Here is a 22,383-nt window from a genome sequence, read left to right on the forward strand (position 1 = left end):
GTCACCCCGCCGGCGTGACGATGAAGTCGTACGGAGCCAGCGGCCCGAGCAGCCGGATCTGGACCCGGCCCTCCCACCGCGAGGCGAACCCCTCCAGGGCCTCCTCCAGGTCGTCCTGCCGGTCCAGCTCCACGAGCAGCGCGATGTGCGCGGCATCCTGCTCGTGCGTGGGCTCCCGTACGGACGTGAGCACGGAGACCGGCGCGAGCGCCTCCAGGAGTGCCTGCGTGTCGGCCTCGCGCTTGGCGCCGACGGCCTGGTTGACGATCTCTCCGAGCTGGATGCGCGCCTCGCGGCTGGCGTCCTCGGGCAAACTCCGGATCTGCTCGCGCAGCTCCGCCACCGCGGGCTCCTCCTCGAGGACCTCCCTGAGGACGGCCTGCTCGACGTAGCGGGCCTTGACCACGTACTGGGCGCGGCCGTCCAGCTCCTCCAGCGCCGAGCGGAAGTCGTCGTGGTGCGGGGCCAGCAGCTCCTCCACGACCGCCTCGGAGCTGGTCATGACGGCGCCGAAGCGGATGGGCAGCACCGGCACCTCGGCCGCGGTGGCGTCGAGCAGCCGCTCGTGTGCCATGAGGTCGTCGGGCGTTCCCAGCGGGCGGTCGAGGGCCAGCTCGCTGACCAGCGCGCCGACCTCGCCGTGCCGTACGAGACCGACCGCGGCGGACGGGTCGCCCACCCCGCGCGCCTCGTCCGACACCTGCACGTCGGCCGGCACGATCCCGTAGAGGTAGACGCCCACTCCCACCTCGGACGAGGAGCTCCGCTCGTCCTCCCTGCCGGTGGTGGTCATGGTCAGTCCTCCCCTCTGCGCCGCCGGCGGCTCGGCCGCGGCTCGCTCTCTTCCTCGTCACCGGAACCGCCGACGAAGTCGTCGAGCTTCTCCGCGGCAGCCTCCAGGACACCCTGCGCCGCGCCCTTGCCCGTGTCGGCGATCTTGTTCTGCTTGATGTCGTGCATGAGCTCGGGCAGCCCCTGGCCGCCCTGCTCCGCGAGGTCCAGCCGGTTCACGGCCTCGGCGAAGCGCAGGTAGGTGTCCACGCTCGCCACCACGATCCGCGCGTCGATGGTCAGCAGCTCGATCCCCACCAGGGAGACCCGCACATACGCGTCGATCACCAGGCCCTTGTCCAGGATGGTGTCGATCACGTCCGCCAGGCCGGACGCGGAGGGGCGCTGGGCTATCCCGCCTCCGCCTCCCGCGGGCTGCACAGTCATACGCTCACCCCTCGATCCTCAGCCATCGCTCCCGCGCCCTCACCTGCGGCCGGCGGTCGCCGCCCTGCGGCGGGCCGGTCGCCGCGCGGGGGGCGGCTCCTCTTCCTCTTCTTCCTCTTCCTCGTCGGCCCGGCCTTCGGGCTCCTCCTCGGCGCCCTCGTCCTGGGGCTCCTCGGGCTCCTCTTCCTCTTCGCCCTCCTCTTCTTCGCCCTCTTCGCCCTCGTACTCGTCCTCGGGCTCCTCGGGCTCTTCGCCCTCCTCGCCTTCTTCGGGCTCCTCGCCCTCCTCGGGCTCGCCCTGGTCCTGCGGCTGCTCCTCGGCGCCCTCTTCCTCTGCGCCTTCCTCTTCCTGGCCCTGCTCCTCCTGGTCGCGCTCCTCCTGCCGGGCGGTCTCGTCGTCCTTGGTGACCTTGCCCTCGTGGATCTCGCCGCGCCAGCCGCCGTCCTCCGACAGCTCGTCGGGGTGCAGCATGACGTGCGTCATGACGTGCCGGGCGAAGTGCTTGATCTCCAGCCGCGCCCGCCTGCCCTGCGCCCGCCAGATGTTGCCCGTATGCTCGAACAGCCCTTGAGGGTGGTATTCGAGGATGACGATGACGCGGGTCAGGTTCGGGGTGAGCTCGTGGAACGTCACGGCACCGTCGACGTAGCCCTTGGCCCCCTCCGACCGCCAGATGATGCGGTCATCGGGGACCTGCTCCTGGATCGAGGACTTCCAGGCCCGGTGGGACCAGAAGACCTGCGCCTTCCAGGTGAGCTTCTCCTCGGACTCCTGGTTGACGGACTCGACCTTCTTCGTGAAGCTCGGGAAGTCCTGGAACTGCGTCCACTGGTTGTAGACGACGCGGATGGGCGCACCGATGTCGATCGCCTCGACGATGTTGGTGAGCTTGAGCTTCTTGCCGCCTTTGCCCTTGCCGCCCTTCTTGCCGCCGGTGAGGGCGCTGCCGATGGCCTTCGTCGCCCCGGACAGCAGCATCTTGCCGGGCGAGAACCCGCCGCCCTTGCCGGTGATCGCCCCGAGCAGCCCCTCACCGCCGCCTTCGGCGACGTCGGTGAGCCGCCCCGTCAGCCCCCCCAGCTTGTCGGTGATGGAGCCCATGGCGCGCTCCGCCAGTGCCATGGCGAGGTCCTGCAGAGCCGATACCAGCTCGTCCTTCGGGCCTTCCAGGTCCGGGGCGGCCTCGTCGGCCTTCGATACGTCAGCCACCTGGCTCACCTCCGCGCCTTGCCTGTCGTCGTCGAGGAGCGCCCGCCCCTCGTACCGGACCGCTCCTCACCCTGCGATCCCTCTCCGCCGGACCCCGCCCTGCGCCGGACCGGCCGGGCGCTCGTCTCGCCGTCGCCCCCGGACCCTCCGGAGGACCTGCCTCCCGAGGACTTGGCCGCTGACGACCCGGACGCCTTGGAGCCGGACGCCTTGGAGCCGGTCGACCTGGAAGCGGACGACTTCACACCGGACGACCTGGACGTGGACGGCTTGGCAGTCGAGGACTTCGTCGCCGTGGACCTGGACGCCGACGGCTTGGAGGCCGCCCCGGACGCCCTGCCGACCGCGGACCTGGCCCCGGAGGCCCCGGCCCCCGCGGCCCTGCTCACGGGCGACCCGCCGGTCGAGCCCTGGGCGCGGACACGTCCGCCCCGCGCGCGGGGCCGCTCCTCAGGCTCCTCCTCTTCCTCCTCGTCCTCTTCACCCCGGTCCTCGTCCTCGCCGGACTCCTCGCCCTCGCCCTCGTCCTCGTACTCGTCCTCTTCGCCCTCGTACTCCTCGTCCTCTCGGCCTTCCTCGCCTTCCTCGCCTTCGCCGGAGGCGCGCCGGCCATCGGGACGTTCCGGATGCCGCAGCCCCTCGGCGCGGTCGTGCAGCTTCGAGGTGATGTTGTCCACCTGCTTGCCGGCCGCCGCCACGGCGGCCGCCTTGGCGACCTCCAGCAGCTCGCCCCGGAGCCGGTTGGTGATGTCTTCGATCTGGGGAGAGCCGCCGAGCAGCTTCGCCCCTTGTTGCAGCAGCCCGCCGACGCCCTCGTCGCCTTCCTTGCGCAACCGCTTGGCGATCCCGATAGCCGTCAGGAGAGTCGCCAAGCGCAGCTTGTGACGCCGACCGAGGTAGTAGCCCGCGGCGAGAGCCATCGCCACTCTGGCCGTGTCCTTCATGGCATGCGCTCCTTCTTCCGGCGTCCGTCCGGCATCCCTTCCGGCACCGCGGCTGACCCGTGCCAGCCTGCCCATCCGGTGCCCGACAAATGGACAAAGAAACACTTACAGGCATAAAACGGTCAGACTTGACGCTCGTGCACCCAGGCGTTTAAACAGCCCCCGGAGCCGCGTCATCCGGGCCGCCGGATCGGCCGCTTTGGCGGTAGGTTCAGCCGACATGGAGGGCATCGCGGGGACTGTGGTCACGGCCGCCGGCATGTTCGCCGGCACGAACGTGGACGACCTCATCGTCCTGACCGTGCTGTTCCTGTCGTCCCGTGCGGGCGGGGTGCCGCACCCGTGGCAGATCTGGGCCGGCCAGTACACCGGGATCGCGACGCTGGTGGCCCTGTCGGTGATCGCGGCGCTCGGCCTGACGATCATCCCGGACGCCTGGGTCGGCCTGCTCGGCCTCCTGCCCCTCGCCCTCGGTGTCCGCGGCCTGGTCGCGGCCTTACGTTCCCGCAAGCACCCGGACGGCGGGGACGGCGCCCCCTCGGCGGCGGGCGTGCCGGCCGTCGCGTCCGGTGTGCTGCCGGTGGCCGGGGTGACCATCGCCAACGGCGCGGACAACCTGTCGGTCTACACGCCGGTGTTCCGCACGATCGGCCCGGTCGCCTCGCTGGTGACGATCGCCGTGTTCGCCGCCGGCGTCGCCCTGTGGTGCCTGGCGGGCTCCTGGCTGGGGTCGCATCGCCAGGTCATCGGGGTCGTCGAGCGGTACGGCCACTGGATCGTCCCGGTGGTGTTCATGGCCGTCGGCGCCCTCATCGTGCTCGGCTCGGGCGTCCTCACCCGCCTCCCGCCCTTCGCCTGAGACCGCCGCTCGCGGCACCGGCATCCTCCTCCCCCAGCCGGGTACGAACGGCGCCACGGAGAGACGCGTCCTGGGAGGTCTCGTGGAGCTGGGTCTGGCCGGCAAGGTCGCCGTCGTCACCGGCGGCAGCTCGGGGATCGGCCTCGCCGTGGCGCGGGGCCTGGCGGCCGAGGGCGCGCATCTCGTCCTCGCGGCACGCGGCGCCGCCCGCCTCGAACAGGAGGCACGCGCCGTCGCCGAGACACACGGCGTGCGCGTGGTGCCCGTCGTCTGCGACGTGGCGACGCCGGGGGGCACGGCCGCGCTGACGTCGGTGGCCGAGGAGGGCTTCGGAGGCGCCGACATCCTGGTCAACAACGCGGGCGCCGGCTCGAACGAGACCATCGTCGAGGCCCCCGACGAGAAGTGGCAGGCGTACTGGGACCTCCACGTCATGGCGGCCGTCCGGCTGGCCCGCGGGCTCGTCCCCGGCATGCGGCGGCGCGGCGGCGGCGTCATCCTGCACAACGCGTCGATCTGCGCGGTCCAGCCGCTGTGGTACGAGCCGATCTACAACGTGACCAAGGCCGCCCTCATGATGTTCTCCAAGGTGCTGGCCACGGAGGTCGTCGGCGACGGCATCCGGGTCAACTGCGTCAACCCCGGCCTCGTCCTCACCCCCGACTGGGTGAAGACGGCCAAGGAGCTCAGCGGCGACGACTGGCGGAGCCACCTCGACGACGTCGCCCGGGAGCACGCGCCCATCCGGCGCTTCGCCGCGCCGGAGGAGGTGGCGAGCTTCATCGTCTTCCTGTGCTCGGACCGGGCGAGCTACTCGGTCGGCTCGGCGTACTTCGTCGACGGCGGGATGCTCAGGACCGTGTGACTCCGGATCGCGGCCCGTTCTCGCGCCGGCATGCGTGACGAACGGATCAAAGCGGATGATCGCGCAGGCCATGGCGAAGGCCGCCGCCATGGGCGGACCGAGATGTGCGCCCGGCGACCTTCGGGCCGCGGAGCAGTCGCTGCTGCTGCGTCACAGAGGTGCTGCGCAACGTGCATGATAGATCAATCACCGGGACCCGCCGGTGGCACGTCATGCCGTAGAGCTCGCGCCGAGATCGCCAGGAGGCTGGGAATGGTCGGAGAGTCCGGGACGTCGGCAAGGGCGCGGTGATGCTGCTCGCAGGCCGTTATCGGCTGCTGTCGCAGCTCGGCCAGGGCGGCATGGGCACAGTCTGGCGGGCGATGGACGAGCTCCTCCGGCAGGAGGTGGCCATCAAGGAGGTGCGGCTCCCGCCCGACCTCGACGAGGCGTCACGGGCCGAGCTGACCGAACGCACGCTCCGCGAGGCGCGCGCCGCGGCGACGCTGCGCTCCCACGCGTCCATCGTCACGGTGCACGACGTGGTCCTCGACGGAGGACGGCCGTGGATCGTCATGGAGCTGGTCCGCGGGCGCTCCCTCGATCGGGCTGTTCGCGACGACGGCCCGCTGCCGCCGCACCAGGTGGCCGCGATCGGGCTGCGGATGATCGACGCCCTCACGGCCGCCCACACCTCGGGCATCCTGCACAGGGACGTCAAACCCGCCAACGTCATGCTCACCGACGACGGGCGGGTGCTGCTGACGGACTTCGGCATCGCGACCATCGTCGGAGACAACGGGCTCACACAGACGGGGATGCTGACCGGCTCGCCCGGCTACATCGCCCCGGAGCGCCTGCGCGGCGAGGCCGAGGGCCCGCTCGCCGACCTGTGGTCCCTCGGCGCCACGCTCTTCACGGCGGTGGAGGGCAGCCCGCCGTTCGCCCGCCCGAACCAGGCCGCGGCGCTGGCAGCCGTGCTCATGCAGGAACCCGCCCCCTTCCGGCTGGCCGGCCCGCTCGCTCCCGTCCTGAGCGCGATCCTGGAGAAGGACCCGGCACGCCGCTGCTCCTCCGACGAGGCGGCCGGCTGGCTGGACGCCGTCTCGCGGGGCGACACCGCGACCGGCCCGACCCGCCCACGGAAGCGGACCATGCCGGGACGCTCGTCCCGGCGCGTCCGCCCCCAGATCGTCGTGGGCGCCGTGCTCGCGGTGGTGCTGACCGTGGCGGCGGCGATAGTGGTCGTGCCGCTGCTGTTCCCGAACACCGTCCGCTTACTCGGCTACGTGCTCACGCCCCGATCCACCTACTCCGCGGCACCGACGTCGAGCCCGTCGGCCGGCCCGTCGGCGGTGGCCACGCCGCTGATCTCCCGCGATTTCGAGGCGTGCGACCTGCTGACCAGCAAGCAGACGCGCTCGCTGTTCGACGCTTCGACGAAGCGGCAGTTCCTCAGCGCCTCCGCTTGCAAGTGGGGCCGGGCGGACGGTGCCACCCTGAGCGTCACGGCGTTCCGTCTGCCCAGCGCGTCGACGGCCGGGTTCTCCTACAAGCAGTCGGTCAAGTTCATGAAGGAGGAACCCAGGCGCAACGCGGGAACCAAGCTCCGCAACGGGCCGGACGCCGGCGACGAGGCGTACAGCTATACCCAACCGCGACCCTTCGGGCTCCCGGGCTACCAAACGCGGACAGTGCTGCGCGTGACGAACGTCTTGGTGACCATCGACGTCTACGCCCCACGGCCCGGTCACACCATCGCCGATCGGTCGGCCGAACTCGTCGCGGCGGCTGTCGAGAAGTACCGATAGTCCCGTTCTCACCCGTTCCGGAGCCCTCAACGAATGCCCTGAGTCGCGGGCGACAAACGGGACCCTTGCGGTCAGCCGGTCGCGCCGTACGGTCGCGTCACGCCGATCACGTTCACAAGCCGAGCCGCTTCGGCGTCGTACGGCAGCAGAACACCGAATGCCGCTTCAGCATGCTGGGGCACCGCGACCCCGCACGCTTGACCGGATCATCGGTGGCGCAGGGCAGTCCGGCGGGGTCGAAGAGCTTGAAGGCGGCCACGATGTCGGTGTCGAGAACGCCTCGCTCATACCCGATCACAGGCCGGTCCCGTCGAACGGATCGCGCAGCTCGTCATCGATCACCGTGTCCAGATCCGCACCTCGTCCCAGTCGACAGCCGGGGCGGTGGCGAAGACGGCCTGTGCCTCGGCTGTGGGAACGAAGCGGCGGCGCCTGATCGGCTCTACTTCGGCGAGCGGCTCGCCGTTGATGGTCAGAATGAAGCGCTTTCCCTCGCGCGGGCCGCGTGTGACGCTACCGGAGTCGTTGACGAACTGGCGCACGCTCACCTCGGTCGGACGGGGCTTCGGAGCATCCATGGCTCAATGACATGCGGCCGTACCACGATGTGCCACAGTGTCTCACCCTTCAGGGGTCACGGCTCCGGCACGACTGGAATGAACGCCTGGGGCCCTGAGCGCGCAGCGCCGCAATGGCGTCCTGCACAGCGAAACGGCGACACCCGTAACGGATGCCGCCGCATTGTCGCAGTGGAGCTATGGGGATTCGAACCCCAGACCTCCTCCATGCCATGGAGGCGCGCTACCAACTGCGCCATAGCCCCTTGATTCATGGCAAGTGTATCGGAGATCCCGCCGTCCCCGTGCCACCCACGGCGAACCGGACGCTAGGCCGCTCGCCGGATCGGCATGCCGAGCTCACGGACGAGCCCGCACACGTCCACCCCGGCGGAGCGCAGGATCGCCGCCGTGCCGTTGCCGCCGTCGGCCAGCAGGCCCCACAGCAGGCTCTCGCCCGTCACCGGGCCGGACCGCCGGCGGGCGACCTCCACGACCTTGCGCATGTGGCCCGCCAGCGGGACGGAGCCCAGCGGCCCGTGCAGCGTCATTCTCAGGGGCCGCAGCGGTGAGCGCGTGAGCCGCCACCGGTCCGGGTCGCCGGCGCTCGCGCGGGTGCGGCGGCGCACCTCGTCGAGGTCGATGCCGAGCGTGGCGAGCAGCGCCCGCGCGTCCGGGCCCGTGTCGACGCGGGAGCCGATCTCCTCGCGCGTGGCGGTGAACGAGGTGAGGTCGAAGGGGCGGGTCTCGGCGAGGGCGAGCAGCAGGACGCCGGTGGTCAGCGCCGGGTGGCCCGCGTCGAGCGCGATCGTGCCGGCCGTGGCCACGGCTCGGCGCGCGGGCCGGGTGAACCGGGCGAAGCCATGGCGCACGACGGACGCGGCCGGCCCGCCGGGCGTCGCGTCGGGCGTCCTGCCGGGCGATTGCGGCATCGTTCTACCTCCCGAGTCTGCGGGCGTGCTTGCGGTGGACCGTCTGCCGCTTCACGCCGAGCGCGTCGGCGATCCGCTCCCAGGACCAGCCGCGGTCGCGGGCGTGCGACACGTGCGCCGCCTCCAGCTCCTCCAGCAGGGTCCGGAGGGCGGCGACCGCCGCGAGCCCCACGCCGGGGTCGGGGCCGGCCGCGGCACGGGCCAGGTCTGCGGCGTCCACCGGAACGGGCCCGGGCCCGGTCGTGGGTACGGTCGTGGGTACGGTCACGGCGTCAGCATATGCTGACACGGCAGTGTTTGTCACCACATGCTGACACCGGACGAGGCGCGCCACGGCGACCCGGAGACGGGCCGCGCGAACTCAGAGGCGGTCCGCCAGGACGGCCAGGATCGGCAGCGCGGCCGCCAGGCGTTCGCGCTCCTCGGGGGTGAGGGTGTCGACGGCGGCGGCGAGGCGCTCGGTGATGACCAGGTCGCGGCTGACGAGCGCGGCCTGGCCCTTGCCGGTGATCGAGGAGATCACCCGGCGGCCGTCCTCGGGATCGGGGTCGCGCGCCACGAGCCCGCGCCGGTGCAGCCCGCCGAGGATCGTGCCGATGGCCTGGGCGGTGATGCGCTCCAGCGCGGCCAGCCGGGCCGAGGTGAGCGCCCCTTCCCGGTCCAGCCGCGCCAGCACGGCGAGCTCGCTGAACGACACGTCGTCGTCCGCCCCGTTGGTGTAGAGCTGGCGGATGCGCCGCGCCAGGCGGCCGACGGCGATCCGGAGGTCCTTCGCTAGCACGAGCCCAAGGCTAGTGCCACCGACGCCAAGCCTGGATTTATCAACCTGGCTTTGGTAAATTCCTGAGCCATGTGCTACGACCCCGAGGCCGCCCCGCCCGCCTTCACTCCCCCCGTCACCGGCACCCGCGCCCGGTCGCTCCGCCTGACCTCGGCGGACGGTGCGACGTTCGCCGCCTACGAGGCCCGTCCCGACGACGTGCGCGGCGCGGGCGTCGTCGTCCTGCCCGACGTGCGGGGCCTGCACGGGTTCTACAAGCACCTGGCCGTACGGCTGGCGGAGCAGGGCCACCCGGCCGTCGCCATCGACTACTACGGGCGCACGGCGGCGGACGACGACCGCGGCGAAGCCTTCCCGATCATGGAGCACGTCACCAGGCTGGGCAGGGACACCATCCAGGCCGACATCATGGCCGCGGCCGACCGGCTCGGCCGACCGGCGGTGGCGCTGGGCTTCTGCATGGGCGGGCGCAACGCGTTCCTCGCCTCCGCGCCCCGGTTCGGGTTCGCCGGGGTGATCGGTTTCTACGGCGCGCCGGGCATCGCGGGGCCGTACGGGCCGGGCCCCACCCAGCACGCCGCCGAGCTGTCGGCGCCGGTCCTCGGCCTGTTCGGCGGCGCGGACGAGGGCATCCCCGCCGAGCAGGTGGCGGAGTTCGGGCAGGCGCTCGCGGCCGCCGGGGTGCGGCACGAGCTGGTCACCTATCCGGGCGCGCCGCACGGCTTCTTCGACGCCGCGCACACCGCGCCCAGCGAGCACGCCACGCACACCGCGCCGAGCGGGCACGGCGCGCACGAGGCGGCCAGCGCGGACGCCTGGAGGAGGGTGCTGGACTTCCTGGCCGCCGTCTGAGCGCGCCTCGGAAGCGCCGGCCGGCCGTGCGCGAACGGCTCAGCGGGTCACGGTGGTGCGCATGGTCAGGGTGGCCTCCTCCAGGGCCAGCTCGACCGTGACGGTCCCCAGCTCTGACGTGCGCGACACGTGCGTGCCGCCGCACGGGATCGACGCCTCGCCCTCGGGCAGCGCGCAGTGCCAGGTGCGGCGGGCGGTCAGCTCCGGCCCGGGCACGTCCAGCCGTACGGGCGCGTCGGCCGCCGTCCACGCCTTGAGGCGGTCGTCGACGGCGGCGGCCACCTCGGCGAGGCCGGCGTCCAGGCCGTCGGCCGTGAAGCCCTTCTTGCGCAACGACTTGCCCAGCCGGTACACGTCGAGGCTGGCGCCGGGCGAGATGCGCGAGGAGGTGATCGCCGTCTTGTCGAAGTCGGGGTGGCCGAGCCCGTCCAGGGCCGGCTCCTTGCGCCAGCGGCCGGCCAGGGCGGCGTTCAGGGCCAGGGCGGCCAGGTGGCAGGCGGTGTGCCCGGCCGACAGGGCCGCGCGGTGGGCGGGGTCCACGGCCAGGTCGACGCTCTCGCCCACCGGCAGCGGGGTGTCGGTGACGTGCACGACGAGCCACTGCCAGCCCTCGGCGCCACGCCGCGCGGGGATGTCCTCGCCGAGGTGGAGCCGGCCTTCCGACCAGGCGCCGGTCACGCAGTCGACGACCGGCAGCCCGCCGATCGTGCCGCGGTCGGCGGGCTGGTCGGGCCAGGTGTGGTCGAGCGGGTGGAACGGGGTCTCGGACACGACGAGACCGTGCCGCTCCCCCACCGGCACGGTCCCGACGATCTCGGATCGGCCGGTGACCCGGCCCTCGGGGAAGGTGACGACGGTGGAGTTCACCCCTGGATTGTCGCAGGCTCCGCGGTCACGCGCTCCCGCCGCTCGTCCTCGATGTAGCGGCGCCGTCCCGCGTACAGGCCGGTGACGAGCTGCGCGGCCAGCACCACGAAGAGCATCGCGTACGGCAGCGTCCACCCGCCGGTCAGGTCGTGCAGCAGGCCGACGGCGAGCGGCCCCGCGCCGGCCATGAGGTAGCCGGCGCTCTGCCCGAACGCGGACAGCGCTGCCGTGGCCTCGGCGCTGCGGGTGCGCAGGCCGAGCATCATGAGCGCCAGCGGGAACGACCCCATGCCGAGCGCGATGAGCACCACCCACACCATGGCGGTGGAGACGGGCGCGAGCCACAGCCCGAGGAAGCCGGCCGCGTACGCCGCGACGAGCCCGACCACCACGGGCCGCTGGTCGCGGAAGCGCGAGGCGACCACGGGGATGAGGATGGAGACGGGGATGTTCAGGGCGGTGAAGACCCCGAGGACGAACCCGGCCTCGCCGGTGCTGTAGCCGCCGTCGGTGAGGATCGTGGGCAGCCAGCCGAACATGATGTACGCGATCATCGACTGGGTGCCGAAGTAGACGGCGACCATCCAGGCCAGCCGGCTGTGGGCGAGCTGACGCAGCCCCGAGACGGGCGCCGCGGCCTCAGGCGCGACGCCGTCCTGCGTGTCGCCGGACGCGTCCCCCGCCGCGCTCCCGGGTGTCCGGCGGCGGGCCGGGTCGCTGCGCAGCAGGGCCAGCCACGGCAGGGTGGCCACGGCCGCCAGGGCCGCCCACACGCCGAGCGCGATGTGCCAGTCGCCCGACGCGCGCTCGATCGGCACGGTGGCCGCCGCGGCCAGCATGGTGCCGGCGGCGAGCGCGGTCGTGTAGACGGTGGTCATGACGCCGGTGCGGGCCGGGAAGTGGCGCTTGATCAGGGTGGGGATGAGGACGTTGCCCACGGCCCCGCCGGACAGCGCCACCGCGCTGCTCAGCAGGAACACCGGCGCCGAGCCGACCAGCGACCTGACCAGCAGGCCCACGCCGAGGGTGACGAGGGCGAGCAGCAGCAGCCGGTGCTCGCCCAGCCGCCTGGACAGGGAGGGCGTGACCGCCCCGACCGTCGCGAAGGCGAGCACGGGTAGCGTGGTGAGCAGGGCGGTGCCGACGCTGCTCATGCCGAGGCCCTGGGCGAGCTGGTCGAGCAGCGGCCCGACGCTGGTGACGGCGGTGCGCAGATTGAGGGCCGCGAGGACGATGCCCAGCACCAGGAGCCAGGCGAGGGGGCCGGTCCTGCCGCGGGACTCGCTTCGGAGCTCGGCGAGCACGGTCATGTGGGGGAGATCCTCCACTCATCTAATCATGGGACGAATGGCAATCTTAACAGCCCCAAAACCGGCATTTATTCCTGACACATGACAAAGCCCCCGGTCCCGGGGGCTTTGTGATCGGAGGGAGTGTCCTGTCAGAGCGCGCCGTTACAGGACCGGGCGCGGCGGCTGCGGCGGGTCGTCGTGCGTCCCCAGCGGGCCGGGCGGCGGAAGCGTGGGGCCGGTGCCGGTGCCGGGCGGGTAGTCGCTGCCGCCGACGCTGCCCGGCGGCACGGGCTCGCCCGAGCCGGGCGGCATGGGGTCGCCGGAGCGGGGCGGCATGGAGCCGCCGGTGTCGAGGCCGGAGCCGTGCTGGTGCGGGCCTGGAACGTCGCCGCGCCACGCGCCGGTCGCCCCGCCGCGCGACTCGATGAACTCCTTGAACCGCTGGACGTCGTTGCGGACGCGCATGCGGACGATCTGCAGCCAGTCAGCGGCCGTCTCCAGGAAGCCCTCGGGGTCGTACTCCATCTGGAGCGTGACCCGCGTGGTGTTCTCGTCGAGCCGGTGGAAGGTCACCACCCCGGCCTGCCGGGGCTTGTCCACCGAGTGCCAGGCGATGCGCTCGTCCGGGTGCTGCTCGGAGATCTCGGCCTCGAACTCGCGCCGCACCCCGGCGATCTCGGTGATCCACGCGGTGCGCGTGTCCGTGAGCTGTTTGACCGACTCGACCCCTTCCATGAATTCGGGGAAACTCTCGAACTGCGTCCACTGGTCGTAGGCGACCCTGACAGGAACGTTGACGTCTACCGAGTGTTCGATCGTGCTCATGGTGTCCGCCCCTGCCCTTACGGGGCCGGCGTTAACGCCTGCGCAGCAACCAGTAGAGGCCGACGAGGGGGAGCACGAGCGGAATGAACAGGTAGCCCTTGCCGTACACCGACCACACCGTCGCCTCCGGGAAGGCTGCCGGGTCGAGCACGCTCGCCGTGCCGATGACCAGCACCCCGGCCAGCTCCACGAACAGCGCCGCCAGCGCCAGCCGGCGCGCGCCGCGGGCCAGCGCCACGGTGAGCAGGATGTAGACGAGCGCGGCGAAGGCCGACAGCGAGTACGCCAGCGGCGCCTCTCCGAAGCGGGTGAGGATCTGCACGGCGGCCCGCGCGCCCGCGGCGAGCGCGAACAGCCCGTAGACCGCCAGCAGCGCCCGGCCGGGGCCGGTGCCGATCGAGGGGGACGTCATGGCCCGCCCTGCCAGATCTGCAGCAGTCGCGCGGTCATCACCGCGATGGCGAACCCGGCCACGGTCAGGATCCCCGGCCCCCACCGGCTGCGCTCGGCCAGCGCCAGGAACACCCCGGCGGGCGGGATGACCGCCTCGCCCGCGAGGTAGCCGAACAGCGTGCCCTTGGACACGTGCGCGCCCTCGCCCCCGGCGACGGCCGCGATCACGATGCCCGCCTGCACCAGCACGGCGACCTCCAGCACGGCGAAGCCGACGAGCAGGACCATGCCCATGGGCCGGTCGCGGATCGCGGTGATCAGGCTCGCCAGCGCGAGCAGCAGCGAGCCGGCGATGACGATCGTGGCCACGGTGGTGTTCATCGCGGAAAAGGCTATCGCCCACCCCCCTCGCCCCCGGACGGGCGGGCGACGCCGGAGACGCGGCTTAGGATCGAAGACATGGAGAGGATCCTGGTCAGCGCGTGCCTGATGGGCCGGAGAGTGCGCTACGACGGCGGGGCCAGGACGAGCTCCGACGCCCGGCTGGCCGGGTGGCGCGAGGAGGGGCGGCTGGTGCCGTTCTGCCCCGAGGTCGAGGGCGGCCTGCCGACGCCGCGTCCCGCCGCCGAGATCGAGGCGGGCGCGGGCGGCGCCGCCGTGCTGGCGGGCGCCGCTCGCGTGCTGGCCGCGGACGGGTCCGACGTGACCGCGCACTTCCTGCGGGGCGCGCGGTCGGCGCTGGCCGTGGCCCGCTCCTCCGGGGTACGGCTGGCGGTGCTGAAGGAGGGCAGCCCGTCGTGCGGCGCACTGGCGATCTACGACGGCACCTTCCAGGGCAGGCGCACACCCGGGCAGGGCGTCACCACGGCGCTGCTGGAGGCCAACGGGGTCCGCGTCTTCACCGAGAACCGGATCGCCGAGGCCGCCGCCTACCTGGCCACCCTCGAACCCGCCTGAGCAACGAGACCCCGATCAGGAGACCTGCGCGGCCGACGCCGTCCAGGTGTTGCACGCCCCCGGGTCGCCCTGGGCGTACCCGCGCCGCATCCACGCCTTGATGGTCCCGGTCTTGCCGTAGTAGCGCGGCTCACCGGCCTTGTCGCCCTGCACGAGCGAGAGCAGGTCGTTCCAGTCGCGCTTGGTGCGGCGGTCCAGCGGCCACACGCTCTTCAGGAACGCCGTCGCCAGGCAGGAGCTCTGCAGGCTCGCCCGGCGCACCTGCTCCGCCAGCTCCGCCTTGTTGCGGTACGGCTCCTTGTCCAGCGCCTCCTGAATACCGACCAGATTCTGTACGTGATAGGCGTACATGCCGGCGGTCATGTCGGCGAGCCACAGGTCGTACGGATTGTCCAGCCAGTCCTTGCCGATCTGGAAGGCGATGGTACTGGTTCTGGAGCAGTACAACGCCATCGACTGCTCCTTGCCGACGTCCATTCGGCAGTAGTTCTTCGGAATGCGGGTGTAATGCTTCACCCGCACCTTCTTGAAGGGCAGCCCGGCGGCGGTGAGGTGCTGTTCCCAGGTGGCGTCGAGACATCCGACGACGCCGTCGACGTAGGCCCGGACGGAGGCGCGGTTGCGGGCCTTGACCGGCTTCTCCTCGCACTTCACGGCAGGCAGCGCGCCTTTGTCGTAAAGGGGGCTGGCGGTCAGCCCGTCGCCTTTGACGGGATAACCGGCGGGATAACCGGCAGCGGCGGCGGCCGTGCCGGTCAGCGGGAGCGAAACGAGGGCGGCGACCATGGCGGTCATGCGTAATCTCATGAGGCGCGACAATAGGGCCAAGATCATGTAGCGGGCAAGCCGATTCTCCGGAAATTCCGACCATTGCCCGGCGCCATTTCGGTGGCCACATTTGGGACGTGTCGAATTGACGGTGCGGTCCTGTCGTGCGACCGCGCTCGGGAGCACACGGACACCCCCCCTATCATCGGACCACTGGGGGGTTCAGGATGTTGCGGGCGTTCTTCAAGACCGAGGCGGGGAGCACGAGCGTGCTGCTCGGCGCGACCCTGCTCGCCCTGTTGTGGGCGAACTCGCCGTGGAGCGGCACCTACGAGACGTTCTGGCACACCCCGATGGGCCTGTCCTTCGGGGACGCCGACTTCTCCCTCGACCTGCGTCACTGGGTCAACGACGGCCTGATGGCGGTGTTCTTCTTCCTCATCGGCCTGGAGGCCTCCTACGAGGTGCGGCTCGGGCAGCTCCGGGACCGGCGGCTGCTGGCCGTCCCCGCCGTGGCGGCGTTCGGCGGCATGATCGTGCCGGCGGCCGTCTACCTCGCGCTCAACGCGGGCGGGCCGGGCGCCGGCGGCTGGGGCGTGCCGATCGCCACCGACACGGCGTTCGTGCTCGGGCTGCTGGCCGTGGTGGGAGCCCGCTGCCCCGAGCCGCTGCGCGCGTTCCTGCTGACGCTGGCGATCGTGGACGACGTGCTGGCGATCATCATCATCGCCGTCTTCTACACCCGCGACCTGTCGGTGCCGTCCCTGATCGTCGCGGCGGTGCTGTTGGCGGCCATCATGACGCTGCGGCGGCTGCGGATCTGGCGCGCGCCGGCCTACATCCTGCTCGGGTTCGGCGTGTGGGTGGCCACGCTGGAGAGCGGCGTCCACCCGACGCTGGTCGGCATCGCGCTCGGCGTCCTCGTGTTCGTGTACGCGCCGAGCGAGTACAAGCTGCTGGCCGCCGGAGAGGCCGTGCAGGGGCTCACCAGCGACCCCAACGCCCGCGCCGCCCGCGAGGCGACCCGCCGGGTGCGCGCGGCCGTGTCGGTGAACGAGCGGCTGCAGCTGCAGCTCCACCCGTGGAGCAGCTACGTGATCGTGCCGCTGTTCGCGCTGGCCAACGCCGGCGTCGCGCTCGACGGCGACACGCTGCGCCAGGCCGCCACCTCGCCCATCTCCATCGGCGTGGCCGCCGGGCTGCTGCTCGGCAAGTTCGCCGGGATCTCGCTCGGCACGTGGCTGCCGCTGCGCTTCGGCTGGGGGATGCTGCCGGGCAACCTGGTGTGGGGCCAGCTCCTCGGCGGGGCGGCGGTGTCGGGCATCGGGTTCACGGTGTCGCTGTTCATCGTGGACCTGGCCTTCGACGACCCCGCCGTGCAGGCCCAGGCCAAGATCGGCATCCTCGCCGGGTCGCTGCTGTCGGCGCTGACCGGCTGGATCGCCTTCCGGCTGGCGTGGGACCGGGGCGGCGTGTGCGCGCCGCCCGAGGCGGAGCCGGAGGAGGAGCTGCCCGTGCTGCTGTCGGAGCCGGTGGGGCCGGACGACCACGTGCGCGGCCCGGCGGACGCCAAGGTCACGATCGTCGAGTACGGCGACTTCGAGTGCCCGTACTGCGGCCGGCTGGAGCCGATCCTGGACGAGCTGCTCAGCAGGCACCCCGACGTCCGCCTGGTGTTCCGGCACTTCCCGCTGCGCACCCTGCACCCGAGGGCCATGTCGGCCGCGCTGGTGTCCGAGGCGGCGGCGCGCGAGGGGAAGTTCTGGGAGATGCACGACGTGCTCTTCGGCAACCAGCGGTTCCTGACGGAGGCCGACCTGGTCCGCCACGCCGCCGAGATGGACGTGGAGCCGTGGCCGGACGTGCCCGGACAGGCCGCGCGGGTCGCCAGGGACGAGCAGTCAGGCCGGGCGAGCGGCGTGCGGGGCACACCGACGCTGTTCGTCAACGGCGTCCGCTACCAAGGTGGCCTGGATCTGGTGTCGATCACGCGTGCGGTGGAAGAACAGGAACAGTCCGTCTGAACGACACCCCGCCACGCACCGCCCACCGCCTTCACGGTCAGGAGCCACGATGACCGCCGACCGCCCCCTTCCGGACGACCCGGACGCCCGCAGGACCATGCACATCCCCGTCCCCGCCCAGCCTCCGTCCCCCGCCCAGCCTCCGTCCCCCGACGAGACCCCGGCCCCCGACGATCCGCCCCGGCACACGCCGCACCCGTCGCTCCTGGAGGACTCGGGCACGCGCCGCCTGCCGTACACGCCGGACATGCTGCCCGACGTGCCCGTGTACGAGGCCGAGCCCGCCCGCTCGCCCGGTCTGCGCTGGGTGCTCGTGGTGGGCGGGACCCTGCTGGTGCTGGCCACCGTCGCCATCCTCGTGATCCTCTGGGCCGGCAGCCAGACGTAGCCGGGGCTCAGGCCCGGGTGAAATCCATCGTCCAGTTGGTCTCCCAGGTGCGCTCGCCGTCCACCGAGAACGCCTGCTCCCAGCGGCAGGAGTCCGAGCCGCCGACCGTCCAGATGAACCGGCAGCGCACCGGCCGGCCCTCGTGCGCGTCGTCGGCGTAGAACTCGCCCCGGCCGCCCTCGAACCGGCCCACCATGGGCGGCAGGCCGAGCGCTCCCCCGGTGCTGCCGGCCCAGTAGATCGACCACTCCCGCGTGGCCGGGTCGCAGACGCGCACGGTCAGCCCGGAGAATCCCTTGGCGGGAAAGACGATCTCGTCGACGTTCGCGGCGCCGTCGAAGTGCCTCGTGCACGTGGACCGGCCCGCGAACTCCTCCCACTCGTCGCTTCCGGTGAGCCGGCTGACGAGCCTGCGGTTGTGGACGTTCCAGGTGCCGATGAGGAAGTCGAAGTCGTTCATGCGGGCGACGATAGGGGTGGGTCACTGACAGGTAGTGTCAGCGAATGCGCGCTTCCCGGCTCGTCTCGATCCTGCTGCTCCTGCAGACGCGCGGCCTCATGACCGCGCGGGAGCTCGCCGAGCGGTTGGAGGTGTCCGTGCGCACGATCTACCGCGACGTCGAGTCGCTGCACGCCGCCGGCATCCCCCTGTACGGCGACGCCGGCCCGAGCGGCGGCTACCGGCTGCTCGACGGCTACCGGACCAGGCTGACCGGGCTGACGGCCGACGAGGCGGAGTCGCTGTTCCTGGCCGGGCTGCCGGGCCCGGCGGCCGAGCTGGGACTGGGGGCGGTGGTGACGGCCGCGCAGCTCAAGCTCATGGCCGCGCTGCCCGTCGAGCTGCGGGACCGGGCCGGGCGGATCCAGGAGCGGTTCCTGCTCGACGCGCCCTCGTGGTACCGAGACGCGGAGCCGGTCACCCACCTGCCGGCCGTGGCCGCCGCCGTGTGGGACGAGCACGCGCTCCAGGTCAGGTACCGCCGCTGGAAGGCGCCGCAGGAAGTGGAGCGGCGGCTGGAGCCGTACGGGCTGGTGGTCAAGGCCGGCAGGTGGTACGTGGTGGCCCGCTCGGAGGGACAGGTGCGCACGTACCGGGTGTCGCAGATCCTGGAGCTGCACCCGCTGCACGAGGAGCGCTTCACCCGGCCGCCGGGATTCGACCTGGCGGCGCACTGGGAGGCGTACCGGGCGGAGTTCGAGGCCCGGCTGCGGCGCGGCGAAGCCGTGGTCCGGCTGTCGCCGCGCGGGCTGGAGCGCCTGGCCGACCTGATGACCCCGGGCGTGGTGGAGGCGGCGAGAGCCACGGCGGGGTCGCCGGACGAGGAGGGCTGGACACGGGTGACGGTGCCCATCGAGTCGGTGGAGCACGCGACGGGCGAGCTCCTGCGGCTGGGCCTGGACGTGGAGATCCTGTCGCCGCCGGAGCTGCGCCACGCGGTCGCGGCCGTCGCGCGGGCCCTCACCCGCCGGTACGCGTCCTCCGCGGACGGTCAGCCGTCCTGGACGGCCCCGGCTGAGCGGCGCATCACGTGGAAGCGCCGCGTGACCTCGTAGCCCGCCTTCACGTACAACCGGGCCGCGGGCCCCGTCTGTCCGGTCCACAGGAACCACGACGCGTGCAGCCCCTCGGCCCGCATCATGGTCATCGCCCCGTGGAGGAGGATCGCGCCGATCCCGGTCCCCCGCTCGGAGGGGTCCACGCCGAACGGCCCGAACCGCTCGGCGATCCCCCGGTACGCCCCGTACGCGGCGAACCCGACGACGCGCTCCCGCACGGCCACGAGCAGCCGCGCCGGGTCCCCGAGCCGCCTGATCGCCTCGCCCCACTCGGGGCTGAACTCCCGGGAGGCGAACCGGATCAGCTCCGGCAGCTCGCCGTCGCCAGGACAGCGGAAGCGGTAGCCCTCGCCCTCGCGGCGCTCCCGCAGCGCGCGAACGACGTCGGGCGTGACGTAGCCGGCCAGGCTCCGGTCCATCGCCACCGGCGAGGAGACCGTCTCGAACCCGGCGTCGCGCAGCAGCGCGCACCCCGCGGGGTAGCGCTCGGGGTCGGCGCCCGGGAGCACGTAGTGGGGCGTGTAGCAGGCGAACTCGACCCGGGTGCGGTCGCGGGCGGCCAGGAAGGCGAGCGCCTCGTCGAGGAGCCGCCGGCCCAGCCCGCCGCCCCGGTGCTCCGGCGCCACGAACAGGAACGGGATCCAGCCCGTCTCCGGCTCCAGGCCGGTGCCGGGCGCGAGCGGCGTCAGCCGGCGCACCGCGTACGCGCAGCCGGCGACCTCACCGGTGGCCGTGACGGCCACGCGCAGGCCCTCGGGGTCGAAGTTGGGGTCGAGCAGCACGCAGTCGCGGAACCAGCTCCGGGTGGTGGGGTCGGCCGGCATGGCCCGGTTCCAGGCGTCGACCAGGGCGCCCTCGTCCCCTGCGGCGAAAGCTCGGACGGCCGTCATGCGGGCCCTCCCCCTGGGCGCGCGGACGGGATCATGACGCCAGCCTTCCAGACGCGCCGCCCTCACTCCAAGATCCGTTACGGCTCCGTTACGCGGCCCGCGTGCTCGCCGACCCGCAGGTCGCGGTGGAGGAGCACGATGACGGTGTCCGCGCCACGGTCCTCGGCGACCGGCCCGGCGCCGGTTGCAACCCGCGGGGCGCGCGGTCCGAAAGAATGAGCCAGAGCGTCACGGATCGGACCGCGAACGGGGACACCTGCATGGAGGAGACGGGCTCGGCTCCCGCCGCCGAGGAGCCGGGATACGGCATCGGCGCCGTGTCACGGCGGCTCGGCGTGCCCGCGCCCACCCTGCGCACGTGGAACCTGCGCTACGGCATCGGCCCGAGCCGCCGCAGCCCCGGGGGCCACCGCCGGTACGGCGCGGCCGACCTGGCCCGCCTTGAGGAGATGAACCGGCTCGTCCACGCCGGCGTCCCCCCGGCCGACGCCGCCCGCCAGGCGCTCCGCCTCCCCGCCCCTCCCGCGACGTCCCGGGTGGAGCGGCCGGACACGTCCCCGGCGTCCCAGGCGGAGGAGCCGGCACGCCCGCCCTCGGAGGAGGCGCCCGTGCCGTCCGCCGCGATGCTGGCCAGGGCGGCGCTGGCGCTGGACGGCCGGACGGTGACCGCCGGCCTGGCCGCCTCCCTGGCCCGGCTCGGGGTCGTGGCCACCTGGGAGCGCCTGGTCGTGCCCACGTTCGGCACGATCTGCCGCAGGCAGGCCGAGACCGGCGGCGGCATCGACGTCGAGCACCTGTTCTCCGAGCGCCTCCTGGCCGTCCTGCACCCCCTGGCCGCCCGCCCCGCCCGTCCGGCGAACGACCGGCCGGTTCTGCTGGCCTGCGCCGAGGAGGAGCAGCACAGCCTGCCCGTCCACGCGCTGGCCGCCGCGCTCGCCACCGACCGCCTGCTGGACACGCGCGTGCTCGGCGCCCGCACCCCGTATCCCGCGCTGGCCGACGCGATGCGCCGCCTCGGGCCGGCCGTCGTCTTCGTCTGGTCGCAGCTGGCCGCCACGGGCGATCCCGCCCCGCTGGCCGCCCTGCCGGCCCTGCGCCCGCCCGCGGCCGTCGTCGTCGGAGGCCCCGGGTGGGGGCCGGAGCTGCCGCCCCGCGTCTCCCGCGCCGCCTCCCTCCAGGAGGCCGTCACGCTCGTCGCCGCCCGGGCGCACTGATCTCCCTGCCCTTGGTTGCCTCACGGCTGCGGACTCGCGTTGAATAAGTTTTGAATAGGTTATCCGATGGAAGGGTGGAGCGCATGGAACCGCTCGCCGACTGCTTTCGCACCCACGCCCCCCTGGTCCGCTCGTACCTGCGCCGCCTGGTCCCGCCGGGCGAGATCGACGACGTGACGCAGGTGGTGTTCATCGAGGCCTGGTTGACCGGGCACCGCTACGACCCGGCGCGCAGCCTGGAGGCGTGGCTGCTGGGCATCGCCCGCAAGCGCGGCGTGGACCATCTGCGCGCCCGCAAGGCCACCGTGCCGCTGGAGGCCGCCGGGGAGCCGGCCGGCGACGACGGCCGCGACGACAGCGAAGGGCTGGCCCGGCGCGACCTGGTCCGCAGAGCCCTCTCGGAGCTGCCGGCCGCGCAGCGGGAGGCCATCGCCCTCGCCTACTACGGCGACCTGAGCCAGCGCGAGATCTCCGAACGGCTGCGCGTGCCGCTAGGCACCGTCAAGGCCCGGACCGCCCGCGGCCTGCATCGGCTGTCCGCCCTGCTGGAGGCGGCATGACCGGCCCCGCCCCGGTCCGGCCCCGGCTGGCCGTGTCGAGCTGCCTGATCGGGGAGCTGGTGCGCTTCAACGGCGGCCACAGCCGCGACCGCTTCCTGGCCGGCCCGCTCGACCCGTACGTCGACTGGGTGCCGGTCTGCCCCGAGATGGAGTCGGGCCTCGGCACCCCGCGCGAGACGCTCCGCCTGGAGCGTTCGCCCGACGGCCCGCGCCTGATGACCCGCAGGACCCGCGCCGACCTGACCGGCCGCATGGCGGCCCTGGCCGAGGCCCGGGCCGCCGCCCTCGACGTCGACGGCTACGTGTTCAAGTCCAAGAGCCCCACCTGCGGCATCCACGGCATCCCGCTCTACCCGGGCGCGGAGGGGCAGCCGGTCGACCGGCGCCGGCGGGGCGTGTTCGCCGCGGCCATCGTCGAGGCGCACCCGCTGCTGCCCGTGGAGGACGAGGGCCGGCTGCACGACGCCGTGCTCCGGGAGGCGTTCGTGGAGCGGATCTTCGCGCACGCGCGGCTGCGCGCGCTCCTGGAGGACGACTGGCGCACGCGGGACCTGGTCGCCTTCCACGCCCGCCACAAGATGCAGCTGCTCGCCCACGACCCGGCGGGCCACCGCGCCGCGGGCGCCGTCGTGGCCCGCGCC

28 protein-coding genes and 1 tRNA gene are annotated in these 22,383 nt (G+C 72.9%); 11 read left to right on the forward strand and 18 right to left on the reverse strand.

Translation table 11 applies throughout. The annotated features are described in order from the left end of the window. Position 1: 1 nt before the first annotated feature. The 4 genes from ABZS51_RS13455 to ABZS51_RS13470 are packed head-to-tail and all read right to left on the reverse strand — an operon-like array spanning position 2 to position 3,371. Positions 2–793, reverse strand: coding sequence for a GvpL/GvpF family gas vesicle protein (locus tag ABZS51_RS13455; RefSeq protein WP_355439664.1), 792 nt, complete (start codon positions 791–793; stop codon positions 2–4). Between the two features lie 2 nt (positions 794–795). Continuing rightward, positions 796–1,218 carry a gas vesicle protein GvpJ gene (gene gvpJ, locus ABZS51_RS13460; RefSeq protein ID WP_355439667.1) on the reverse strand — a complete coding sequence of 141 codons (423 nt, stop codon included), beginning with the start codon at positions 1,216–1,218 and terminating at the stop codon, positions 796–798. 39 nt (positions 1,219–1,257) lie between these two features. After that, positions 1,258–2,427, reverse strand: coding sequence for an SRPBCC family protein (locus tag ABZS51_RS13465; RefSeq protein ID WP_355439670.1), 1,170 nt, complete (start codon positions 2,425–2,427; stop codon positions 1,258–1,260). A gap of 5 nt (positions 2,428–2,432) precedes the next feature. After that, the gene (locus ABZS51_RS13470; protein ID WP_355439673.1) at positions 2,433–3,371 is read right to left on the reverse strand and encodes a hypothetical protein; all 939 of its coding nucleotides are present in this window, start codon (positions 3,369–3,371) and stop codon (positions 2,433–2,435) included. 220 nt (positions 3,372–3,591) lie between these two features. Between ABZS51_RS13470 and ABZS51_RS13475 the strand changes: the two genes are divergently transcribed. The 3 genes from ABZS51_RS13475 (at position 3,592) to ABZS51_RS13485 (ending at position 6,885) form a co-directional block, all read left to right on the forward strand. Continuing rightward, positions 3,592–4,230 carry a cadmium resistance transporter gene (locus ABZS51_RS13475; protein ID WP_355439676.1) on the forward strand — a complete coding sequence of 213 codons (639 nt, stop codon included), beginning with the start codon at positions 3,592–3,594 and terminating at the stop codon, positions 4,228–4,230. 82 nt (positions 4,231–4,312) lie between these two features. Next, entirely contained in the window at positions 4,313–5,095 is a 783-nt protein-coding gene (locus tag ABZS51_RS13480) for an SDR family oxidoreductase (protein WP_355439679.1), read from the forward strand. Positions 5,096–5,385: 290 nt separating this feature from the next. Beyond that, positions 5,386–6,885 carry a serine/threonine-protein kinase gene (locus ABZS51_RS13485; RefSeq protein ID WP_355439681.1) on the forward strand — a complete coding sequence of 500 codons (1,500 nt, stop codon included), beginning with the start codon at positions 5,386–5,388 and terminating at the stop codon, positions 6,883–6,885. Between the two features lie 112 nt (positions 6,886–6,997). Here ABZS51_RS13485 and ABZS51_RS13490 read toward each other — a convergent pair whose 3' ends face one another. From ABZS51_RS13490 to ABZS51_RS13515, 6 genes are all read right to left on the reverse strand, one after another. Beyond that, complete coding sequence (locus ABZS51_RS13490; protein WP_355439684.1) at positions 6,998–7,183, reverse strand: hypothetical protein; 186 nt, start codon at positions 7,181–7,183, stop codon at positions 6,998–7,000. A 40-nt stretch (positions 7,184–7,223) separates the two neighbouring features. Further along, complete coding sequence (locus tag ABZS51_RS13495) at positions 7,224–7,427, reverse strand: hypothetical protein (protein ID WP_355439687.1); 204 nt, start codon at positions 7,425–7,427, stop codon at positions 7,224–7,226. Positions 7,428–7,635: 208 nt separating this feature from the next. Beyond that, positions 7,636–7,708: transfer RNA gene (locus tag ABZS51_RS13500), tRNA-Ala, on the reverse strand. Positions 7,709–7,771: 63 nt separating this feature from the next. Beyond that, positions 7,772–8,374 carry a Clp protease N-terminal domain-containing protein gene (locus ABZS51_RS13505; protein ID WP_355439690.1) on the reverse strand — a complete coding sequence of 201 codons (603 nt, stop codon included), beginning with the start codon at positions 8,372–8,374 and terminating at the stop codon, positions 7,772–7,774. Positions 8,375–8,378: 4 nt separating this feature from the next. Next, positions 8,379–8,594 carry a helix-turn-helix domain-containing protein gene (locus tag ABZS51_RS13510; protein WP_355439738.1) on the reverse strand — a complete coding sequence of 72 codons (216 nt, stop codon included), beginning with the start codon at positions 8,592–8,594 and terminating at the stop codon, positions 8,379–8,381. A gap of 141 nt (positions 8,595–8,735) precedes the next feature. Beyond that, complete coding sequence (locus ABZS51_RS13515; protein ID WP_310711709.1) at positions 8,736–9,155, reverse strand: MarR family transcriptional regulator; 420 nt, start codon at positions 9,153–9,155, stop codon at positions 8,736–8,738. A 69-nt stretch (positions 9,156–9,224) separates the two neighbouring features. Here ABZS51_RS13515 and ABZS51_RS13520 point away from each other — a divergent pair, with 69 nt between their 5' ends. Beyond that, a complete protein-coding gene (locus tag ABZS51_RS13520) occupies positions 9,225–10,007 on the forward strand; it encodes a dienelactone hydrolase family protein (RefSeq protein WP_355439694.1) in 783 nt (260 codons plus the stop codon). Positions 10,008–10,046: 39 nt separating this feature from the next. Here ABZS51_RS13520 and ABZS51_RS13525 read toward each other — a convergent pair whose 3' ends face one another. The 5 genes from ABZS51_RS13525 to ABZS51_RS13545 form a co-directional block, all read right to left on the reverse strand. Continuing rightward, positions 10,047–10,874 (reverse strand): metal-dependent hydrolase, encoded by an 828-nt coding sequence (locus ABZS51_RS13525; RefSeq protein ID WP_355439697.1) that lies wholly within the window; start codon positions 10,872–10,874, stop codon positions 10,047–10,049. Next, positions 10,871–12,202 carry an MFS transporter gene (locus ABZS51_RS13530; protein WP_355439700.1) on the reverse strand — a complete coding sequence of 444 codons (1,332 nt, stop codon included), beginning with the start codon at positions 12,200–12,202 and terminating at the stop codon, positions 10,871–10,873. The genes ABZS51_RS13525 and ABZS51_RS13530 overlap by 4 nt, the downstream gene beginning before the upstream one ends. A gap of 126 nt (positions 12,203–12,328) precedes the next feature. Then, positions 12,329–12,991, reverse strand: a complete 663-nt coding sequence (locus ABZS51_RS13535) for an SRPBCC family protein (protein ID WP_355439703.1) — start codon at positions 12,989–12,991, stop codon at positions 12,329–12,331. Between the two features lie 31 nt (positions 12,992–13,022). Further along, on the reverse strand, positions 13,023–13,403 hold the full coding sequence (locus ABZS51_RS13540; RefSeq protein WP_310711715.1) for a hypothetical protein: 381 nt from the start codon (positions 13,401–13,403) through the stop codon (positions 13,023–13,025). Further along, on the reverse strand, positions 13,400–13,765 hold the full coding sequence (locus ABZS51_RS13545) for a hypothetical protein (protein ID WP_310711716.1): 366 nt from the start codon (positions 13,763–13,765) through the stop codon (positions 13,400–13,402). Before ABZS51_RS13545 ends, ABZS51_RS13540 begins: the two co-directional genes overlap by 4 nt. A gap of 78 nt (positions 13,766–13,843) precedes the next feature. On the opposite strand from ABZS51_RS13545, the gene ABZS51_RS13550 reads away from it, so the two are divergent. Beyond that, positions 13,844–14,341 carry a DUF523 domain-containing protein gene (locus tag ABZS51_RS13550; protein WP_355439706.1) on the forward strand — a complete coding sequence of 166 codons (498 nt, stop codon included), beginning with the start codon at positions 13,844–13,846 and terminating at the stop codon, positions 14,339–14,341. Between the two features lie 15 nt (positions 14,342–14,356). On the opposite strand, the gene ABZS51_RS13555 is transcribed toward ABZS51_RS13550, so the two are convergent. Then, entirely contained in the window at positions 14,357–15,148 is a 792-nt protein-coding gene (locus ABZS51_RS13555) for a hypothetical protein (protein WP_355439709.1), read from the reverse strand. 188 nt (positions 15,149–15,336) lie between these two features. Between ABZS51_RS13555 and nhaA the strand changes: the two genes are divergently transcribed. Next, positions 15,337–17,133 (forward strand): Na+/H+ antiporter NhaA, encoded by a 1,797-nt coding sequence (gene nhaA / locus ABZS51_RS13560; protein ID WP_355439712.1) that lies wholly within the window; start codon positions 15,337–15,339, stop codon positions 17,131–17,133. A gap of 49 nt (positions 17,134–17,182) precedes the next feature. Beyond that, positions 17,183–17,521 (forward strand): hypothetical protein, encoded by a 339-nt coding sequence (locus ABZS51_RS13565; protein WP_355439715.1) that lies wholly within the window; start codon positions 17,183–17,185, stop codon positions 17,519–17,521. 7 nt (positions 17,522–17,528) lie between these two features. Here the strand turns inward: ABZS51_RS13565 and ABZS51_RS13570 are convergent, their stop codons facing one another. Beyond that, on the reverse strand, positions 17,529–17,981 hold the full coding sequence (locus tag ABZS51_RS13570) for a hypothetical protein (RefSeq protein ID WP_355439718.1): 453 nt from the start codon (positions 17,979–17,981) through the stop codon (positions 17,529–17,531). A gap of 44 nt (positions 17,982–18,025) precedes the next feature. Here ABZS51_RS13570 and ABZS51_RS13575 point away from each other — a divergent pair, with 44 nt between their 5' ends. After that, entirely contained in the window at positions 18,026–19,075 is a 1,050-nt protein-coding gene (locus ABZS51_RS13575; RefSeq protein ID WP_355439721.1) for a YafY family protein, read from the forward strand. Here the strand turns inward: ABZS51_RS13575 and ABZS51_RS13580 are convergent. After that, positions 19,012–19,968, reverse strand: a complete 957-nt coding sequence (locus ABZS51_RS13580) for a GNAT family N-acetyltransferase (protein WP_355439723.1) — start codon at positions 19,966–19,968, stop codon at positions 19,012–19,014. The two genes, ABZS51_RS13575 and ABZS51_RS13580, sit on opposite strands and share 64 nt — an antisense overlap. A gap of 101 nt (positions 19,969–20,069) precedes the next feature. On the opposite strand from ABZS51_RS13580, the gene ABZS51_RS13585 reads away from it, so the two are divergent. The 3 genes from ABZS51_RS13585 to ABZS51_RS13595 form a co-directional block, all read left to right on the forward strand. After that, positions 20,070–21,182, forward strand: a complete 1,113-nt coding sequence (locus ABZS51_RS13585) for a MerR family transcriptional regulator (RefSeq protein ID WP_355439726.1) — start codon at positions 20,070–20,072, stop codon at positions 21,180–21,182. A gap of 83 nt (positions 21,183–21,265) precedes the next feature. After that, positions 21,266–21,742, forward strand: coding sequence for a sigma-70 family RNA polymerase sigma factor (locus tag ABZS51_RS13590; RefSeq protein WP_310711725.1), 477 nt, complete (start codon positions 21,266–21,268; stop codon positions 21,740–21,742). After that, on the forward strand, positions 21,739–22,383 hold a 645-nt coding region (locus ABZS51_RS13595), incomplete at its 3' end, for a DUF523 and DUF1722 domain-containing protein (RefSeq protein WP_355439729.1). The genes ABZS51_RS13590 and ABZS51_RS13595, both read left to right, overlap by 4 nt.

Source organism: Nonomuraea sp. NPDC005501 (assembly GCF_040605905.1).
Lineage (GTDB): Bacteria > Actinomycetota > Actinomycetes > Streptosporangiales > Streptosporangiaceae > Nonomuraea.

Excerpts from the sequence above, each read along its gene's own strand:
- ABZS51_RS13565 (WP_355439715.1), top strand. The coding sequence starts at position 17,183 with ATGACCGCCGACCGCCCCCTTCCGGACGACCCGGACGCCCGCAGGACC.
- ABZS51_RS13505 (WP_355439690.1), bottom strand. The coding sequence starts at position 8,374 with ATGCCGCAATCGCCCGGCAGGACGCCCGACGCGACGCCCGGCGGGCCG.
- ABZS51_RS13455 (WP_355439664.1), bottom strand. The coding sequence starts at position 793 with ATGACCACCACCGGCAGGGAGGACGAGCGGAGCTCCTCGTCCGAGGTG.
- ABZS51_RS13485 (WP_355439681.1), top strand. The coding sequence starts at position 5,386 with ATGCTGCTCGCAGGCCGTTATCGGCTGCTGTCGCAGCTCGGCCAGGGC.
- ABZS51_RS13535 (WP_355439703.1), bottom strand. The coding sequence starts at position 12,991 with ATGAGCACGATCGAACACTCGGTAGACGTCAACGTTCCTGTCAGGGTC.
- nhaA (WP_355439712.1), top strand. The coding sequence starts at position 15,337 with ATGTTGCGGGCGTTCTTCAAGACCGAGGCGGGGAGCACGAGCGTGCTG.
- ABZS51_RS13550 (WP_355439706.1), top strand. The coding sequence starts at position 13,844 with ATGGAGAGGATCCTGGTCAGCGCGTGCCTGATGGGCCGGAGAGTGCGC.
- ABZS51_RS13520 (WP_355439694.1), top strand. The coding sequence starts at position 9,225 with ATGTGCTACGACCCCGAGGCCGCCCCGCCCGCCTTCACTCCCCCCGTC.
- ABZS51_RS13475 (WP_355439676.1), top strand. The coding sequence starts at position 3,592 with ATGGAGGGCATCGCGGGGACTGTGGTCACGGCCGCCGGCATGTTCGCC.
- ABZS51_RS13540 (WP_310711715.1), bottom strand. The coding sequence starts at position 13,403 with ATGACGTCCCCCTCGATCGGCACCGGCCCCGGCCGGGCGCTGCTGGCG.
- ABZS51_RS13575 (WP_355439721.1), top strand. The coding sequence starts at position 18,026 with ATGCGCGCTTCCCGGCTCGTCTCGATCCTGCTGCTCCTGCAGACGCGC.
- ABZS51_RS13590 (WP_310711725.1), top strand. The coding sequence starts at position 21,266 with ATGGAACCGCTCGCCGACTGCTTTCGCACCCACGCCCCCCTGGTCCGC.
- ABZS51_RS13580 (WP_355439723.1), bottom strand. The coding sequence starts at position 19,968 with ATGACGGCCGTCCGAGCTTTCGCCGCAGGGGACGAGGGCGCCCTGGTC.
- gvpJ (WP_355439667.1), bottom strand. The coding sequence starts at position 1,218 with ATGACTGTGCAGCCCGCGGGAGGCGGAGGCGGGATAGCCCAGCGCCCC.
- ABZS51_RS13470 (WP_355439673.1), bottom strand. The coding sequence starts at position 3,371 with ATGAAGGACACGGCCAGAGTGGCGATGGCTCTCGCCGCGGGCTACTAC.
- ABZS51_RS13545 (WP_310711716.1), bottom strand. The coding sequence starts at position 13,765 with ATGAACACCACCGTGGCCACGATCGTCATCGCCGGCTCGCTGCTGCTC.
- ABZS51_RS13570 (WP_355439718.1), bottom strand. The coding sequence starts at position 17,981 with ATGAACGACTTCGACTTCCTCATCGGCACCTGGAACGTCCACAACCGC.
- ABZS51_RS13555 (WP_355439709.1), bottom strand. The coding sequence starts at position 15,148 with ATGAGATTACGCATGACCGCCATGGTCGCCGCCCTCGTTTCGCTCCCG.